Origin of the sequence: Enterococcus sp. ARL09-542 (assembly GCF_005234805.1) — a bacterium.
Classification (GTDB): Bacteria; Bacillota; Bacilli; order Lactobacillales; family Enterococcaceae; genus Enterococcus_D; species Enterococcus_D gallinarum.
On sequence record NZ_QPQX01000003.1, the window covers coordinates 192,257 to 210,679 of the forward strand.

The following is an 18,423-nucleotide window of genomic DNA, read 5'->3' on the forward strand; positions in this document are numbered from 1 at the left end:
TGTACCACAAACAAAGAGATTGATTCATAAATAATCCAACCAGCGAATTTTTTTAGCTACTTTTTTGACGATCAGCTTTTTTGACTTTCAAAGCGGTCAGCAAATCGTTTTTCTAAGCGATGTTGGAGCGCTTCGATCCCGATACACAGCAACCAGTAAATGATCGCCACTAACACGTACATCGACATATAATCAAACGTCCGGCCGCCAACAATTTTGGCTTTTTGAAAAATGTCCGGGATCGTGATCATTGCCGCTAACGAGGTTCCTTTCAACAGGTCCATCGCGACATTGCTTAATGCTGGGACCGATATGCGAAATGCCTGAGGCAGAATGATCAACCGTAATGTTTTAGAAAAACTCAATCCCAGAGCATACGCTGCATCCCATTGCCCGCGATCCACTCCGGCGATCGATCCTCGATAAATTTCTCCAATAAAAGCACTGCTAGTCAAACTAAAACAAATAATGGCAGCTGTCAATGCGGGTAATTGATACGGCAATCCGAAATAGAGCAAAAACAACAGCACCAATGCGGGTACTCCTCGCAGAAAGGAGATATAGCCTCGAACGATCCTTCTTACCCAAGGGTTTTGAAGCATCCCCAGAAAAGTCAGCAATAAACCTAACGCATTTCCTGCGAGAAAAGAAGCAATGGCAATCCCTAACGTATAGGATAACCCTGTCAGTAAAAAAGGAAGCGACTCCCACATCAGTGGAAGATCAAGAGTTGGGATATACATTACTTTTCAACCTTTTGGATCTCTTTGTCAGATGGTACAGATACATCTGTTTGGAAGTATTTTTCGGAAATTTCTTTTAACGTCCCGTCTGCTTTCATCTCTTTTAAAACACGATCGACTTCGTCATGCAGTGCTTGGTTGTCTTTCGCAAAAAGAAAGCCTGTTTCGTTCGGATTGAAGTAGACATCTTCCAAGATTTTAACTGGAATATCTGGCAAAGCTGCCACCGACATCTTTTGCAGATAATAATCATTAAGGATCACATCGGTCCGTCCGTTTGCCACATCTGTCAGATACTGGTCATTCGTGGCATTATCATAGGTCACAAGTTTCGCACCATATTCTTCGGCTAACTTCATGTAGCTTGTATTGGGTTCTCCCGCTGCTTTTTTGCCTGCTAAATCATCTAGAGAGGCAATGCCAGAATCATCGCTTTTTCGCACGATCATACTATCAAATGAATACTTGATTGGTTCAGACAGACGAAACTTATCTCCACGGTCTCCGCTGAGACCGAAATCATTTGCGGCAAAGTCCGCTTCCCCTCTAGTCAAGGACGCCACTTGTCCGTCTACATTGTATTCTTTGAACTGGATCGAAACACCCATCCGCTTGGCTACTTCTTTTGCAACGTCTACGTCATAGCCAACTAATTGATTGTCATCATTGTAATAAGAGGAAGGAAATAACGTACCTGACGTAGCAACAGTCAATTCTTTTGACTCTTGAACACGACTTAAACTATTGTCCTCTTTAGCCTTACTTCCGCAAGCACCTAACAACATCACAAAGGCACCTAGTACAACGATATTTTTCCACTTGTTTATTTTGATTGTTTCCATCTTTATCCCCCTAGAAAATCATTCTTGAACCGTCATTCATCGACAGTTATTTTTTGGGTAAATGAAATTGCTCCCATCGTTCAAACAATTCACCCACTTGAAAAAGTAAATCTTCACGGCCTTTTGATGCCATAAACTGAATTCCCAATGGCAAACCTTCCTCACTAACAGCTGTTGGAAGGCTGATTGCAGGTTGGCCCGTTAGATTGGCCAATTGCGTATAGGGCGTCAGTGCCAAACTTTTGTCGAACATCTGATAAATCAAGTCTCCGGCAGCAGCAGCTGTTCGTCTTTCTATCTCTTGCAGTTCGCTTCGAATCGTATCACTTTGCAAATCCTCTTCAATCAATGGCGCCGTTTGTGCTGTTGCAGGGGTCAAAAACAACTCATAATCTGCAAACAAAGCTTCCATCGTTACTGCCAGCTGATCCCAATATTGCAATGCCTGGATATAATCGGCAGCCGCTAATTTTTTGCCATATTGGTACAGCCCCCAAGTCATCAGCTCCATATCTTTCTGTTCCACTGGTCGTTGCAGCATTGCCTCGATCTCGGCAAACATTGCTGCTGTCTCTCCACCATTCATACGATAATAGCTTGCCATCATCGTTTGACCGTCAACAGGATAACGGATTTCTGTAACCTGATGTCCTTGATCTTCCAAAAATGCGACAGCTTTCTTGACAGCTAAGACAGCAGTTTGTGAAACTGGACTCCCGGCTGGAGACTCGGTTGTGTACGCAACTCTCAGTGTTCGATTCTGACTGGGTCCATGATGTTTCCATTCGATTCTAGGTGCCTGATAGGGAGCCGCCGGTTGAGACGTTCGTAATCCATAAAACAAACGTTCCGTATCTCTCATAGAAAGCGTCAATGCAAAATTGATCGAAGCACCTTGCCAACTACGCCATTCTTGAGGTCCCACTGGCATAGTTCCTCGCGTCGGTTTTAACCCAATTAGTCCGTTGAAAGAAGCTGGGATACGAATGGAACCGCCTCCATCACTAGCAGCAGCTAATGGAAATAGTCCAGCCGCTACGACGGCCGCCGCTCCACCGCTGGATCCCCCTGCCGAATAGGCGGACTGCCACGGATTGCGTGTTGGACCGTACAATACTGGATCGGTAACATTTTTGAAACCAAATTCCGGAGCATTGGTTTGTCCCAAAGGAATCAATCCTAGCTGTTCCAGCCCGTTGACAAATGCACTCGTCTGCTCTGCTTTTGCATTTGCAAACAATGCAGCCGCCGATGTGGCCGGCCACCCCGCTTTACTTTGACCCAATATTTTAAGTGGTATTGGCAGCCCGCTGAATAAAGCCGCTTTTGTTTGCGGATTTTGTTCATACTGCTTAATTGCTGCTTGCCGATCAAAAGAAACAAGCGCATTTAACGTTGGCTCAACTTGCTGAATTTTTTCTTCGATCCTAGCTGTCAATTCCGAAAAACTGATTTTCTTCTGCGTTAATTGCTCTGCCCAATAGGTCGCATCTTCCATAAATCTCCCGCCTTTCATCGTAACAATTATAGCTTCTGTACTAAAAGCAAAAAAAGCTTTTAATTAACAACCAATATACCAAACAGAGTGAAAAAGTTCAATAGAAATATAACAGAATAACACTCTGTATTATTAAAAAGAAGCAATTTGTTTGATAGCGGTTCCCTTATTTTTCGCTACTCTTGTGTACATCACACAGGGGGGTCTACAGCATGGAAATCGTTCCCAAAAAAACAGTGCCATCCGTCAGACATACGTAACCTCGAAGAAAAGAGAGGCCGTTTAATGGCCTCTCTGGTTCTTTCGGGTATCCTGTCTTTAAGTAACGGATGTCACAGCATTCAAGTGTGTTAAACTAAATGATTTTTTTCAAGGATTTCGCCGATATAGGTATCTTTCGTCTTCTTAACAAATCCTTCTACTAATTTGCGTTCGATAAATGGCAGCTCCATCTCAGTCAATTTTTTCTTGTCCGATAAATAGTAAATCGCATTGGCCAATGTACGCAGATCATAGGCGGAAGCAAAGACTTCTGGAACGCCTCGTTCAATAGCTAACAATTGGTAGACAGCTTCCATCGCCGTTCGTACAGAATATTCAGTCGTAAAGACGGTATCACGTTGCGTTTCGGCAAAGTTGCCGATGAAGGCTAAGTTTCGTGAACCATTCGGTATCACAAGCGGACGATCTCCAGGTTCCCGCAACATGAAGTAAGAAGTGATGAAAGGCATATACACAGGGATCGCTGAACATGATTCATTAGAGATCCGTAGAATTTCATCTTCTGGAACACCTAAGTGATACAATAGTTCTTGAACGATTTCTTGTCCGGAACAGTGTTCAATCGGTTTTTTGATATAATTTCCTGGTGTATTAGACAATAGACCATAAACCCAAGTCACCGTTTGTTGATCGCCTTGCTCTTTGAAATGAGGTTGACGATGGGTCGCAAAACTCATCAGCCAATTTGAATCTTTGATAGTGACGATCCCACCGGTCACTACTCTTCCTGTCCGTAATTTCCGTTTTGTCAAACGAGAAATATAAGGTTCAATATCAAAGTTTTGCCATGTGACTGTCGCTGATACAAACCAGCTTTCTGCTGGCAGATTGTCATAAAAGACTTCTGGGCGACCAAATTCAGGAGATTGAGCAGCCAAGTTCTTCCAAAGATTCCAACTGCCACCTAATTCATGAGTAATAGGGGCAGGTGTATGGTGATCCCCTTCAGTCGAACTCTCCGTGATTGAGCCGTTTGTTACAAACACCAGATCATCTGCTGTCAAAGTGATTTCTTGGGCTTTGCCATTTTTCATCAGTGTGATACTTTGGGCGATTTTCTCTCCTTCAGTGATCTTCACGTCAATATTCATGACTTTGGTTTCATATTGGAAATCGACACCTTGTGCATCAAGGTAAGCTAATAATGGTTTAACTAACGATTCATATTGATTGTAACGAGTAAATTTCAAAGCCGTGAAATCAGGCAATCCATTGATATGGTGAATGAATCTTAAAACATATCTACGCATTTCGATGGCAGAATGCCATTTTTCAAAAGCAAACATCGTACACCAATAAAGCCAAAAGTTTGATTCAAAGAACTCGTCTCCAAAAACATCCTCGATCCGTTTGCCAACAAGCTGATCTTCTGAAGTCATAAATAGTTGGACCAACTCTTTTTGGGCTGCTGCTGATAAAGTGAATTCTCCGTCATCTGCTGCTCGTTGGCCACGATCATGAATGATCCGACAATTGGATGAGTTTGGATCGTCATGATCCAACCAATAAAATTCATCTAAGACGGAGGCATCTTCTACCTCCAATGATGGAATCGAACGGAATAAATCCCATAAACATTCAAAATGATTTTCCATTTCACGGCCGCCTCGAGTGACAAAGCCATCATGAGGAATAAATTTGCCGTCGAGTGAGCCGCCTGAAAGAGACAGCTCCTCCAGCACATGGATTTTCTTTCCCTCCATGTGTCCGTCACGAATCAAAAAGACTGCTGCTGCTAATCCAGCTAATCCGCCACCAACAATATAGGCCTGTTTCTTTTCGACATCTTTCGGTTTTCTGCTTCTTGCAAAAGCTTCATAATTTCCGTTTGTATATCTCATATGATCCCCTCCTAATATTGGTACAAATCCATGGTAGCAGTATCTTCTATTTGTGACAAAAATAACAACCGCTATTTTTCACAGATTTAGACAAATAAAGTCGTTTGTCTAAAAGTGCAAAGAATAGCAGCACTTCGTTGCCTTGTTCTAATTAAAAAAGACGGTCCCATAAACAGTCAACAAACAGACGGAACGACCGGATCTAAACAAAACCCAATAAATTCTAACGATCGCAACTGCTGCTATAGTACCTAGGCACTCTCACAGTTTCCAAGACGCGGCAGCCACTTTCTCTCATTTACAATGTCCGTTTATTTTCACTCATGGCACAGTTCTCTGTAGCGGAACAACAATCGATTACTTTTTTGCTTATTCATCTGATATAAGCCATCTATTTATGCCCGTTAAGCCAAACCAAATAGACCTCTAGCAATGATGCCCTAATTTGAGCACCTGACTTTAGCGGCTTTGTTCGTTTCTACAAATCAGCTGCGCCCAATCTGCATGCGTTCAGAAGTATCGATTTTTAATAAACTGCAAATCAGTGGTGCCAACTCTAATTGATTCATTTTTTCGATCCCACAGTCTGGCGGAAAAATATCTGAAAAAATATAGAGGGGGACTTCGCGATGAGCAGCCATGCTTCCGCCATGCAACCCATATTCATCCATCCCGTGGTCCGCAGTAACAATCACTTGATAACCTGCAGCCAACCAATCGTGCAAATACAGGCCAATCAATTGGTCTGCTTGGTTTACGGCTTTTCGGTATTCTTTTGAAACAGCCGTATAACGATGTCCCGCGGCATCGATATTCATGGAATGTATCAGTAACAAATTCGGCTGATACGTGTGCAGTAAATAATGTCCATCTGCAAACACATGTGAATCGGGATACTGGTTTTCACTATAAAAGATTCCATGTTGGATACTTTTTTTGTGGTCGTGTTGAATACGATCTCGTTTGATTTCATAAGGTGCTTGATTGAATAATTCACTTTGCCAATAATGTGCTGCAGCTGCAGTACTTCCGCCGGCAGCTTTGACAAGATCAAAAATCGAGAGTTCTTTGGAATGTTGACCATCAGCATTGGTCAGAATCCCATTCCGGTAGCTTGGTACACCAGTAGCCAACACTTCATACAATGGCCGAGCACTGCTAGGCATTTCAGCATGGACTTTGATCAGTTGTGCTTGTTTATAATCCACATGATGATTCAAGATCCCCATCTGTTCAACCGCGGTATCGTATCGGCAGCCATCCAAAACCAGTAAAAGCAGCTTTTCGGTTATTTGCGATTTAATAGACATAGCTTGTCACCCCCATCTGTCGGTCTTTGCTGATTCTCAAAAGCCATTTCCTAATTACTATTATAGCTAGCCCATTTAGCATCTTTTTCTTAGCAAGTCCACGTTGGAACCGGATACTTTTTTGAGGATCCAAAATCCGTTTGCTTTTGGAGGTGTTTCGTTTACAATCCCTTGCAGGGATATGGGGCAGTCTCTTTTCAATAAGTACATTTAGCCTATCATGATTCATCTTTTCACCTCATTACTCATTTACTCCATCCTATCAAGCAATCGTTAACATCCAGTAAGCGTTATGAAAAGTTCATGTTAAGTTGGTAAACTTTTGCGCCTAACACAATAAAGGACTCGTAAGTGCCCCCCTTAAAAAAGCGACAAAAAAGAGCCAAATCATCACTTTGATGGCTTGGCTCTCCCAGGAAAAAATTTTTTTTTTCAGTCTTTCTCATATCAATAAATAAATATTGACTTTTATTGACAAATCTCACAGAATTCTGTTATCTTTTCACGTTTTTCTAATAAAACACTTGCATTTTTTCATTAAATATGGAAACGTTCCCTTGATTTATACCCTCGCTTTCTATAAAATAAAAGCGAATAGAAACCAAAAAAGGCACCCCATCCCTTAGCGGCAACTAAGGAATAGGGCCTTGATTTGTCAGCAGCAACTGACCATCAAGTTTGCCATAGTCAATGCAGTACATCAACGTGTTTATTGTACCCAATTTTCTGGGTGATTTCTACCTCTTTTTAGGTAAATCAACACGCTTTGGTCTGCTTATTTCACTATGACAAAGGTATTGGGCAGGATCGTCCGATACCTCTTTTATATATATATCCTTTTTTAAATTTGGGCGCTTAGCGATCAGATGTAAGTTGTCCCGTTCGATCCTGTCCCCTTTTTCCAGCGACGTTTCATGATTATCTTCCAAGGGGGAGTGAGGATAGTACGTGTGAACGTCGCTATTCAGACAAAGGTTGCCTCGGTTTCTATTCCATAAAAAAACAATCGATCATCTGACCGATTGTTTTTTTGTCCACGCAGTGGTTATTTATATTTTTCTTCTAATTTACTCATCCAAGCCCCTAACCAGTACCCTAAAACAAACAGTATCACACCGCTGACCGCAGTCAGCCAAGTAAATCCGCTATAATCAGCCACTGGTGGCAAGACGATTAATACTGTTGATGCAATCACAATTCCCAAAATAAAGTGATAGACTTTCGAATGATAATGCTCCAAGAGCCACTCCATCAATTTTGAGAACAGCAGCATCACGAGTAGACCACCAATTGCGATCGGCAAGAAGACGCCTAAAATGTCGAACCCCTTGAAGCCTTTCAACATCGGATCATACAAACCTAATACGAGCAATAAGTTAGATGGGCTTAATCCAGGCACCAACACACCTAATGCAATCAATCCGCCGGCCAAAACAAATCCTAAAAAGTTTGCTGGGATCGTTCCTAGAATATCACCCATGAAATAAAGAAATAAGAAACCGATGATCATTGTACCAAAGAACCAAAACAAATCCCCCATAGTTCGTTTGCTTTTAAGAGTCGATTCTTTTGCAAGTGCAGGCAATGTACCAATAATGGCTCCGGCAAATCCCCATAAGACGACAATCTGATAATTTTGCAGCAGCCATTCTAACGGTTTCGATAAAAGCCCGATCCCAACGATCCCGCCGATCCCTACTGGCAAGAAAAAGAGCAGATTTTCTTTGAAGTTTTTCGTTAAATGTGCCATAAAACGCAGCATTCGTTCATAGATCCCTAAAATTGCTGCTAGAACTCCACCGGAGACCCCCGGCAAAATAAATCCTAAAGCAATAACGACTCCTTTTAAAAATCGTGATAATACACTTTCAGTTTTTTGTTGTCCCATTCTTGTCTCCTTCATCTGTCACCATAATTTTCATTTTTTAGTTAGTCATTTACTACTATACTGGAAGCTCTATTAATTGAAAAGGAATTTTCATCCTCCTCTTGCTCCCTCTTTCGAAGTCACTAATGGCATCTCTCATCGACAGGTTTTCGACTTTGATTTTTCAACAACAACGAATCTAAGAAGAGTGACTCTCTTCATATTTGTTTTTCCATTAAATAATCGGTCTGTTCATCATCCCCCATGAAGAAAGAATGACTGCCTACTCGTCGAAAGCCCATCTTGTTATAAAAAGCCAATGCATTGGCATTGTGTTCCCATACGCCTAACCACAAAGACGTCTTTTGTTTTGCCTTGGCAAACTCTTCCGCAAAAGACAACAATTGCTGACCATAGCCGCGGCGTTTGTAGTCACTTCGGATGTAGATCCGCTCAACTTCAAGTCCCTCTGGTGCAATCGGCTCAGTTTGAGCTGTTCCCCAATTAAGCTTTAGATAACCAGCAATTGCTTCTTCTTGCAAAAAGAAAAAAGCAGACTGCGGATTTTTCAGTTCTTTGTGCAACTTTTCTGAATGATAAGCAGCCTCTAAATAAGCTTGCATATTTTCTTCCGTATTATATGGGGCAAATGTGTCCTGATACGTCTCAATACTGATGGCTTTCAACTCAACAAGGTCAGCCGGTGTACATTGGATAATTCCCATGATAAACTCTCACTCCGATCCATTTCATTTCGTTCTATTGTGGCATAATTCATTGCCAAAGACAATAAAAAATAGTTCGTCAGCAGGCGCCCATTCAACTGTTGCTGGGATTCTGCTTGACGAACTATCGGATCAGTAAAAAACTGTTTATAGCCAAGATCCGGAAAATTGGTGGATCACCATAGTAGTTGGATCTTCCTCAACTTCGCCGGTAATATAACTTTTTGGCGAGAAAGTCATTTGCGGGAAAATTTCTACCCCTTTAACCGTTTGACGCTGATTGTTTAGTTGCAGACCATATTCCTGCAACAATTCAGTGACTCGAATGACGTTGGTTACTACATCTTCCGTTTTTTCTGCTCGCACAAATTCACGATCATCATAGTCATGATACCATTCTTCCATGAAAGGATGATGAGGCACTGCACCGATGATACCGGTGGAAATTTTGGTTTCGATCTCAAATCCCATAAATGCCTCATAGTTTAATAGATCATCTAATGGTTTCACCACTTCGACATCGGTATCCATATAAATGCCGCCTTCTGTCACTAATGCATACAAACGAACAACGTCAGAAACAAAGGCCCATTCTTCTTGTTTGTAGGCTTCTTGTAAGTAAGAACCAAATTTTGAAAGATCGATCGTTGATTCATCCCAGCGTTTGATCTCATAGTCTGGGCAAAATTTGCGCCAGGTTTCGATATATTTCTGTTCGCTTTCCCCTAATTCATTGCCCCCAAACCAGCAATAATGAATGATTTTTGGAATCATTTTCCCCTCTCCTTTTTGATTTCGTTAATTTAAGTGTACAGGGTTTTCTCTCCTTTTCAAAATCATATACACTGTTACTATCAAATAAATCGTAGCAGTTCGTTCTTGATACCGGTGATTTCCTATAATCAACCCAGATACAAAAAAGCCATAAAAAAAGCCCCGCTGCCGTGGCTTTCAAAGGTTTCAGTTCTTTGAATTTCTGGCTGCGTGCGGCAGAGGAAGGCTCTTTTTATTACTATTTTTTATTACATATAATGATTGTCCCGTAGTTTCGCTTGGCGAATATCTGCAATCGTTTGAGTCCCTGCTAATTGCATTACCATCTCTAATTCTTTTTTGAAGAAATCGAACACTTGCTGAACGCCTGTTGAACCGCCTAACGCTAATCCGTAAATCACTGGACGTCCAATCGCCACTAGATCAGCACCAGAGGCGATTGCTTTAAAGACGTGCTGCCCACGGCGAACACCGCTGTCAAAGACGATCGGAACTCTGCCAGCGACGGCATCTGCTACGATCTGTAAAGAATCAAAAGCAGCTGGTCCACCATCTAACTGACGGCCACCATGATTTGAGACCCAAATCCCTTGTGCTCCAGCATCTAACGCACGTGCTACATCTTCTTCTGATTGAACCCCTTTGACATAAACAGGTAAGTCAGATTCCTTCGCAATGAACGCCACATCTTGAGGACTCAGTTTTTGTTTGGAGGAGCCATATACCGCATCCATTGTTTGTCCGATTCCAGACTGATAAGCTTGCACAATTGGCATAGCCAATGGAAAGGTAAAGCCGTTACGGCGATCCGTTTCTCGGTTGCCACCAACTGTGGCATCCGCCGTTAAAACAATCGCTTTGGCACCATTGCGTTTCGCCATCGCCAAAATATCCCGATTGATGCCATCATCTTTGCTCATATAGAATTGAAACCACTGAGGTGCTTGTTCTCCGCCGGCTGCCCGAATTTCCTCTAGCGTACAGGAAGCATAAGAACTAGCTGTGTAAATTGTACCGAAGCGCGCAACTCCTTTTGCCGAGGCTTTCTCCGCATTGACATTGGCCAAGCCATGAGCGGCCACCGGAGCCATGATAATCGGTGCATTTAATGTATCACCGGAAAAATTAGTCCTGGTGTCTGGTAATTCAATGTCTTTGAGGACATGAGGAATAATCAGCTTATGATTGAATGCGCGTTCATTTTCTCGATAAGTGAAGGTATCTCCCGCACCGCTAGAGATGTAGCCATAGCCTCCTTTGGGAATCACTTCTTTTGCTGCCTCTTCTAAATCACGCATGTTGATAAAATCGACTGCGCCTTCTGCCGTACTTGCTTGATAAATTTTTTCCATCCCTATCCCTGCTCTCCAATAAGATAACGTTTACAATATTATGTTACGCTTGTTTGGTCAGCCAAGCAACTGATTCGCTCCAACGATGGTATTCACTCTTTTTTGATCACTCTCAAGCTAATTGACGTATTCTCCAGGAGAGCCACGAAGGTTTTTCACAAAGAAAAGCCTTTGCAGCAACCTTTCGGACTTTTTTTCACTAGCAAATACAGCTTATGGTATGATATGATTCGTTTGAAAGGGTTAAGATGATTTCTTATGAAAGGATGGCATTATTGAATCTATTCGGATTAAAATTTGGTTTGCGAAATCTAAAAACGGGGATCAGCGTCTTCATTTGTATTCTTCTAAGTTTTCTTCTACAGCGTGAGACATACGTTGTTTCAACGATCACCGCTGTCTTTACCTTAAGAGAAGATCATGGGACTACTGTCAAATACGGCCGGCATCGGATTGCTGGAAATACCTTTGGCGCATTAGCATCGATCATCTGTATCGGAATTTTTAAATTTTTTGGCTACACACACCTTGTTCAGCTGCTATCGATTCCTTTCGTTATCATGCTGATGATCGCATTATTAGTGAAATTCGACTATCACGAAGGAACGGTCGGTGCCTGTGCTACCCTATTGACGATTTTATTTATGGTTCCCCAAACTGAATCCTATCTTTATGCCTTTAACCGGGTGATCGATAGTTTCATTGGGATGGCCGTTGCGATTGCCGTCAACCGCTGCTTGCCTGCATCAGCTAAAATAGTAGAAGAATAAGGTAAAAAAACGTGCTGAGCTAAATTGCTCGGCACGTTTTTGCTTTAGTCATAAAGGATTTCCTCGCATTCCCTTTTCAAACAAGAAGCACTCGAAAAATAAACCATTTTCGAGTGCTTCTATTTTTTTGAGAGTGTAACGAACCTATGTCCCAACAATTTGTTCATTCTTATTTCATCATGCACAACGTCTTAATTACTTACGTAAATCGCAAAAAACATCAATGCTGCACCTAACATGACAAACAAATGCCAGATTACATGGGTGAATCGTCTATTTTTCATACTATAAAAGAGCGAGCCTACAGAATAAGCGATTCCTCCAGCAACTAACAGTAGTAATCCGGTCAAATCGATATTCTGATAGAGCTTAGGTAAGACAACAATGATTGCCCACCCCATCACATTGTAGATGATCGTTGAAACTTTCGATACTTTGTTCATTTTTGTCAACCTCAAAGATTTGTAAATAATCCCTATTACTGCGGTGGTCCAAATGACACTAAGCAAGATCAACCCAGCCATTCCCTGTACGACTAAGAGGCAAAATGGGGTATACGTACCAGCGATCAAGAGATAGATCGAGCAATGATCGAATACTTGGAAAACTTTCTTTGCCTTCGTAAAAATCAGGCTATGAAATAACGTAGAGGAAAAGAAAAGCAGAAAAAGCGAACTTCCATAAATCGCAAAAGCGACATAATCTAAGGTGGTATGGGCGCGATCCATCAGCAAATTAAAGCAAAACAAACTTAACAACGCTGCGATCCCATGGGTCACTGCATTTAATACTTCATTGATGATTTGATACTTTCGACTAAATTCTATCTCCATCTTGATCCACTCCGTTTCATTTCTTCGACTCCATTATACTCGAAAAACTATCTGATTACCAAAACTTTTTCATCTAGTTTTTAAAACTACATGTATTTTTAACTTTTGTAAAATGTTTTATCACCATCACCAAAGACAGCATCAAAAGGACAACGATCAAACCAGTCACGAGTAAAAAGGTCGTTCGTTTTGCTTGCTGCACTTTTGACAATGACGCGCTTATTTCCTCTTGCTCAACTGCGACCCTGTGTCCGCGAACCAGCAAACGGTGACTATTGATCATATAAGGGGTGCAAGTAACTAGTGTGACCAGGTCTTGGTTATCTTGGATCTGAAGTGTTTCTGTTTTTGTCGGCGCGACAGTTTGTATTTGATCGATTTGATACGCAAGATATTGACCATTGATTTCGATATAAAAGCGATCCTCTATCTGTAACCGAGGTAGATCTGTAAAGAGTTTTGCTTGTGGTAATCCTCGGTGACTAGAAAGTACCGCATGCGTCGATACTCCTCCGACTGGATATGAAGTTCCCTCGAGCAGACAGGCCCCTTTCTCCAATAGTTTTGTTGTCGTCTGATCAAAGATTGGTAAATTGACATTGATTTTTGGGATCGTCAAAACACCTATCGTGTGTGCTTCTATATAAGATTTCAGCGAGTTCTGCTTTTCCTTTTTTTCCTTGGAAAATGGGTCTGCTTCTGTCTTAGGTTCATTTGATGCCATTTTTTCATTTGCTTCACGCATCTGCTTGTTCAACTCAGCAATCACTGACGCATGTTCAGATTTTGCTTTTTTCTGATAGTTTTTGATGATTTGTTGATCGAGATAGTCATTCAATGTATCGCTAACAAAGGGATACGCCAAGCTGAGGATACCGATAAAAAATACCAATAGCATGATTAGATCTAAAGTATGCCTTTTTTTTGCTTCATTTCATTCTCCTCAGCTATCCATTCGTTCTTCGTTTGACACTAAGCCTTATATCTTTTTATCCAGTAGACACCTACTATCGTCAATAAAACGACACCTAAACCAATATACAAAGTAACTCCCTCGCCGCCAGTTGCTGGTAATGTTCCTTTCTGTTTGTTTGGTACTTTTTCTGGAGTAACCAATTCATTCGCCACCGCATAAGATTGTGCATCTACTTTGAAAGCAATTCGTTCATTTAATTTGATATAGCTATTCGGTGCTTTGGTTTCTTCCAAATAGTAGGTTCCATAAGCTAATCCTGTAATGTCTACTAATCCATCGTTCGTTGTATTGAAAGTTGTTGCTTTCTCCGGAGAATTCGTCCACGCCACTGCTTTTGTGACTGGATCAATGATCAAATAGTTCGCGGTCGCCGAATTTTCGTCGCGTACGACAAACGATGCACCTGCCAATGGCCGTAGCTCAATCACTGCCTTATCTACTTTTATGAATCTTTTTCCCCCTGTCAGAACCTCAACAGTCGGTGGTGTTTGATCTGTCGTGTGACCATTATCGACATTTGCTTCGTTTTTATAACCTTTCGTCGGATCTGCTAGTTGATTCAAATACATGTAATAAACGAATCGCAACGTTCCACCTGGAGTCAGGGAAGGGATATATGTGGGCGCAATTGCTACTGTAAAACCATTGGCATGTTCAGTGATCTGATAATTATTAGTATCAATGAGACGTTCACCATCATAGAGTGCATAGCTTGTTTCTCCCTTGGACTGATTCATAAATGTCAATGCAGGATCGTGGCTATCGATCAATTTGAATGAGGTATACTTGTTGCTCTCCTCCTCTTTATCGGCAATCCCATCAGGTATATTGACAGTGATCTCATAGTTGATTGCTTCACCGATGGCTACATCTTGTCCTTCTAATTGGGGCGTGTCTTTTTCTACTTTAGTCGTATCATTTTTTACCGTCTTTGCTACAGGCATTTGACTTCCTGAAATGATGGTAAATAGCGTAGTTGTTTGGTCGGCAATCATCTCAGCATTTTCAGGCGCTTTGACTTCCTCCAATACATACTCTCCGACCTCTAAACCAGCGACGATCATTTGTCCTTTAGCCGCAGCACTCTCGACAAAGTCCTCTTCTCCTATTTCATAACGATTGCCGCTGACAAAGTGTTTCGCCTTTGATTTGTCTGACGTCCATGTATTTCTGTTGCTTCTCATCTGTATATTCTTGGTATTCCTGAGAAGTGTAAGAAGTAAGCAAATTGTTTTCAGCTGCATCCTTGGCATGCAGCTGAAATAAAAATCGTCTTTCTTGTGTTGACTCATTTAAGCGATAAAAGAGGATCAAATGATCATCTGTTTGCTTGATACTCACTTCTCCATAATCATTTTTCAACACCTCTACTACATCAACAACATCTTCATCATTTGCTACTACCTTGTTTATGTGTTGAGAATATAAGTAAGCGATGAAAAAGATGGCCAACAAACTAAGAAGGACAAGATGCTTTCCCTTTTTCATTTTTAGTGCCTCCTTCGAAATTTTTTTAAAATTCAAATAGATAATAAAAAAAAAGAAAAGATTCACTAATATTTCTAATTCTTTCCCCTTCAGCTTCTAAATATTCAATTATAGTTATTTATATCCATTAAACACGCTAACAAGGAAGCAAAAAAAATATTGATATCGTTATTTAAAATTGTGGGTTATTTCTTTTCTCTCAAAAAACATACTCGCTGAACGCTATTTTTGAGACAAGTGAAATAGAAATATTTCTAAACCTTGTATAGACTTGTTAGAAATCTGAGACACGTATTTACAAGAGAAATTAAATACGCTAATAATAATAATTACAAAAAAAGGAAGGTGATCAATTGATTGAAAAAATTTTGTTAGATGATCATGCCAGAACGAAATTGAGTGTCTACGGCAAGTTGATGACACTCTCACCCGGGGAATACAGCATAGATCAGGTGCGGAAAAACTTGGATTTTTATTACGGCCCTGCACGCTTCAAAAAAATCTTGAGCGCAATCCAAGATGATTTAGAAAAATTTACTCCCATCAAGCTATTACATAGTAAAAATAAGTTAACCGTCAATGAACAACTTGTTCAATACACCCAATACCAACATTACCTTTCAACTGAAAGTGTTCCTTATAAATTGTTGCTCAGTATGCTAATAGAAGAGGACGACGATCTCGCTGCTTTTTGTAACCGGCACTATATCAGTCGCTCGACCTGTTTTCGTCAAACAAAAAAGCTGGTTGAATATTTGAAGGAATACAATATCAACTTGAATTTATCGAATCTGACCTTGTCAGGTTCCGAAATGTTGATTCGTATCCTCTTTTTTAATTTCTTTTGGTTTGTATCATTAGGTGAAAGTTTGGACATAGTTCCTTATAGCCAAGAAGTGAGAGCATTGATTTATAAACATGAAGAAGCACAGCATAAGAACAAGTTTGACTTAGGAAAAAAACAAGCCAGTCTCCATTGTCTGATTTGTTTGCTGAGGATCAAAAACAGCCACTTTACTGATATCTATCACTTATCAAGGGATTCTTTCATTCCAAGTGGTACAGACCTCAACTTCTTTTACGATTTCTTCAAGATCGCCAATCTGCGTTTAGACCTCTTGGAGGTAAACTCTTTGTTCTATTTGTTTTATTATTGGCCGTTTCTGACTTCCAACCAAGACATTCGTCTGCCGATCATCCAACATTCTTATCAGCAACCAAGTAATGACCCCAAGGAGATTTTGGACGAATTCCAAGACCATTGTCAGACGTTTATCGGTACGTTTCATTTTGAAAATGAGCCAGCTCTATATTTGAACATCTACCTATCGATTGGTAACTTTAGCTTGTTCAAACAAAAAATCCCTTTGACCACATTGTTTATTTCTTCGTATATCAAAGAAAAGTACCCACTCTTACATATCTTGACAATCAAAATCGAAGGCTTCTGGAAAAAATTTTCCCAACGGAAAAATTATACGTGGCTGAAATCTTGTGTAAGTGAATTAGCTTTCATCCAAGCTTGTTTGCTTTATCCGTATTATTCAGAAATCGACGAAAACTATAAGTTGAAAGTTGGTTTTGTCAATGTTTCTGAGCATCTGATTTCCGCTGAGATCTTAAACCTAGGCAAAAAGATCCCATTTGTTGCTATCGAACAGCTGACACTTCCAATCACTGAAGAATATGACTTTATCATCTTGGGGTCACCTTTGCTGATTCCGAAGGGCCTAGATCCTTTTAAATATACGGTCCTTGATTATTGCCATTACAGTGATTTCGAAACTGATTTATATCAACGCCTTCTAGAAGTCCATCATCAAAAACTACAAACTTTGTTTTCTAGTTAACTGATTTATGTAAAACTGGCTGTGGTAAAATTCAAAAAAAAAACCGTCAGAAATGAGCTATTTCATTTCTGACGGTTTTTTAGATAAAAAAGCTGAACCCTTGACTATCAAAGGTTCAGCCATCAATTCTTTATTCAGATTCTTCTTCAGCCATGAATGTGTTAAAGACTTCTTCGATCATGTCCCATTCAGCTTCTGTTTCAATTTGTTCTAATTCGCCTTCTGTACCATCTTCGTTTTCAACGTAGGCATAGGCTTGTAATTCGACATCTTCTTCTTCTGGGACTCCAGCTGGATAAAGCAACACGTAGTTGCGTCCAAATTCTTCTTGTCCATCTACTGTCAAAAGAATTTCGTATAATGTTTCATTGCCTTGATCATCGACCAATGTAATGTGTTCGTGACCTTCATGGTCGTGGTTGTGATCATGATTGTGATCATGCGTATGTTCTGACATTTTTTTTCCTCTTTTCTGTAAACTAAAACAGTTGTTTTCCAGCACCATCTAAATAATTCTGCAAAATCATTACTGCTGCTAATTTGTCAATGACTTTCTTACGTTTGGCACGAGATGTGTTGGCTTGTTCAACTAGCATTCGTTCTGCTTGAACAGTCGTCAAGCGTTCGTCTTGGTAGTCAACAGGCAAATCAAAACGTTCTTCGATGGCCTTGCCGTAAGCTAGTGAAGCCTCTGCTCTTGGACCAATGGTGTTATTCATATTCTTGGGCAGTCCCACCACAAAACGAGTCACTTCATACTCTTTGACTAATTCTCCAAGACGATCATAGCCAAAGTCATTTTCATCTTCGTTGATTCGAATGATCTCGATCCCTTGCGCAGTCCATCCCATAGGATCACTAACAGCTACACCAACTGTTCGTGAACCGACATCTAAACCCATGACTCTCATTATAGGTTGATCCCGTGATTTCCTAAGTAATAACGAATCAAAACTTCCAAAATCTCATCGCGCTCATGACGACGAATCAAGTTCCGGGCATCCCGATAACGAGGAATGTAAGCCGGGTCGCCAGAAAGGAGATAACCGACGATTTGATTGATTGGATTATAACCTTTTTCTTCTAATGCACGATACACGATAGCCAGTGTTTCACTGATTTCTTTCTTGCGGCTATCATCAAAATCAAACCGTACTGTTTCATCTGTAAAACCCATTTCACGACACCTCTCTTTATATTGTTTTTTAGCACATTGTACGTTTCTATTGTACTCGACGTTTTGTAAAACTACAAACATCTGCACTAGTTTAT

17 protein-coding genes and 1 pseudogene are annotated in these 18,423 nt (G+C 40.7%); 2 read left to right on the forward strand and 16 right to left on the reverse strand.

Translation table 11 applies throughout. The features are described 5' to 3' along the window. Positions 1-71: 71 nt before the first annotated feature. From DVW06_RS04875 to DVW06_RS04915, 9 genes are all read right to left on the reverse strand, one after another. Positions 72-743, reverse strand: a complete 672-nt coding sequence (locus DVW06_RS04875) for an amino acid ABC transporter permease (protein ID WP_137264468.1) — start codon at positions 741-743, stop codon at positions 72-74. Then, positions 743-1,585: a transporter substrate-binding domain-containing protein gene (locus tag DVW06_RS04880; RefSeq protein WP_003127519.1), complete on the reverse strand. Its 843-nt coding sequence runs from the start codon at positions 1,583-1,585 to the stop codon at positions 743-745. The genes DVW06_RS04875 and DVW06_RS04880 overlap by 1 nt, the downstream gene beginning before the upstream one ends. A 46-nt stretch (positions 1,586-1,631) precedes the next feature. Beyond that, a complete protein-coding gene (locus DVW06_RS04885; protein ID WP_003127518.1) occupies positions 1,632-3,083 on the reverse strand; it encodes an amidase in 1,452 nt (483 codons plus the stop codon). 350 nt (positions 3,084-3,433) lie between these two features. Beyond that, positions 3,434-5,206 carry an oleate hydratase gene (locus DVW06_RS04890; RefSeq protein WP_123866891.1) on the reverse strand — a complete coding sequence of 591 codons (1,773 nt, stop codon included), beginning with the start codon at positions 5,204-5,206 and terminating at the stop codon, positions 3,434-3,436. Between the two features lie 485 nt (positions 5,207-5,691). Further along, positions 5,692-6,510 carry an alkaline phosphatase family protein gene (locus DVW06_RS04895; protein ID WP_174784168.1) on the reverse strand — a complete coding sequence of 273 codons (819 nt, stop codon included), beginning with the start codon at positions 6,508-6,510 and terminating at the stop codon, positions 5,692-5,694. Between the two features lie 1,051 nt (positions 6,511-7,561). Continuing rightward, positions 7,562-8,404, reverse strand: a complete 843-nt coding sequence (locus DVW06_RS04900; protein WP_003127514.1) for a DUF368 domain-containing protein — start codon at positions 8,402-8,404, stop codon at positions 7,562-7,564. 197 nt (positions 8,405-8,601) lie between these two features. Next, complete coding sequence (locus DVW06_RS04905) at positions 8,602-9,108, reverse strand: GNAT family N-acetyltransferase (protein WP_005471780.1); 507 nt, start codon at positions 9,106-9,108, stop codon at positions 8,602-8,604. A gap of 147 nt (positions 9,109-9,255) precedes the next feature. Then, the gene (locus DVW06_RS04910) at positions 9,256-9,882 is read right to left on the reverse strand and encodes a glycosyltransferase family 32 protein (RefSeq protein ID WP_003127510.1); all 627 of its coding nucleotides are present in this window, start codon (positions 9,880-9,882) and stop codon (positions 9,256-9,258) included. Between the two features lie 248 nt (positions 9,883-10,130). Further along, positions 10,131-11,234: an alpha-hydroxy-acid oxidizing protein gene (locus DVW06_RS04915; RefSeq protein WP_003127508.1), complete on the reverse strand. Its 1,104-nt coding sequence runs from the start codon at positions 11,232-11,234 to the stop codon at positions 10,131-10,133. A gap of 248 nt (positions 11,235-11,482) precedes the next feature. On the opposite strand from DVW06_RS04915, the gene DVW06_RS04920 reads away from it, so the two are divergent. Next, a complete protein-coding gene (locus DVW06_RS04920; protein WP_003127505.1) occupies positions 11,483-12,004 on the forward strand; it encodes an FUSC family protein in 522 nt (173 codons plus the stop codon). A 191-nt stretch (positions 12,005-12,195) separates the two neighbouring features. Here the strand turns inward: DVW06_RS04920 and trhA are convergent, their stop codons facing one another. From trhA to DVW06_RS17410, 4 genes and pseudogenes are all read right to left on the reverse strand, one after another. Next, a complete protein-coding gene (trhA, locus tag DVW06_RS04925) occupies positions 12,196-12,837 on the reverse strand; it encodes a PAQR family membrane homeostasis protein TrhA (RefSeq protein ID WP_124018654.1) in 642 nt (213 codons plus the stop codon). 73 nt (positions 12,838-12,910) lie between these two features. Next, positions 12,911-13,735, reverse strand: a complete 825-nt coding sequence (locus DVW06_RS04930; RefSeq protein ID WP_003127503.1) for a class C sortase — start codon at positions 13,733-13,735, stop codon at positions 12,911-12,913. Positions 13,736-13,809: 74 nt separating this feature from the next. Continuing rightward, positions 13,810-14,979: pseudogene (locus tag DVW06_RS04935) on the reverse strand (SpaA isopeptide-forming pilin-related protein); the annotation flags it as partial. Next, positions 14,924-15,301 (reverse strand): hypothetical protein, encoded by a 378-nt coding sequence (locus DVW06_RS17410; RefSeq protein WP_003127501.1) that lies wholly within the window; start codon positions 15,299-15,301, stop codon positions 14,924-14,926. The pseudogene DVW06_RS04935 and the gene DVW06_RS17410, both read right to left, overlap by 56 nt. 353 nt (positions 15,302-15,654) lie before the next feature. Here DVW06_RS17410 and DVW06_RS04940 point away from each other — a divergent pair, with 353 nt between their 5' ends. Then, a complete protein-coding gene (locus DVW06_RS04940; RefSeq protein WP_137264471.1) occupies positions 15,655-17,151 on the forward strand; it encodes a helix-turn-helix domain-containing protein in 1,497 nt (498 codons plus the stop codon). A gap of 130 nt (positions 17,152-17,281) precedes the next feature. Here DVW06_RS04940 and DVW06_RS04945 read toward each other — a convergent pair whose 3' ends face one another. Genes DVW06_RS04945 through DVW06_RS04955 form a run of 3 tightly spaced genes read right to left on the reverse strand, consistent with a single transcriptional unit; the run spans position 17,282 to position 18,328 of the window. After that, positions 17,282-17,608 carry a DUF1292 domain-containing protein gene (locus DVW06_RS04945; RefSeq protein WP_003127498.1) on the reverse strand — a complete coding sequence of 109 codons (327 nt, stop codon included), beginning with the start codon at positions 17,606-17,608 and terminating at the stop codon, positions 17,282-17,284. A 22-nt stretch (positions 17,609-17,630) separates the two neighbouring features. After that, positions 17,631-18,062, reverse strand: a complete 432-nt coding sequence (ruvX, locus tag DVW06_RS04950; protein WP_005471772.1) for a Holliday junction resolvase RuvX — start codon at positions 18,060-18,062, stop codon at positions 17,631-17,633. Beyond that, positions 18,062-18,328 carry an IreB family regulatory phosphoprotein gene (locus DVW06_RS04955; protein WP_003127496.1) on the reverse strand — a complete coding sequence of 89 codons (267 nt, stop codon included), beginning with the start codon at positions 18,326-18,328 and terminating at the stop codon, positions 18,062-18,064. Before DVW06_RS04955 ends, ruvX begins: the two co-directional genes overlap by 1 nt. Between the last annotated feature and the right edge of the window lie 95 nt (positions 18,329-18,423).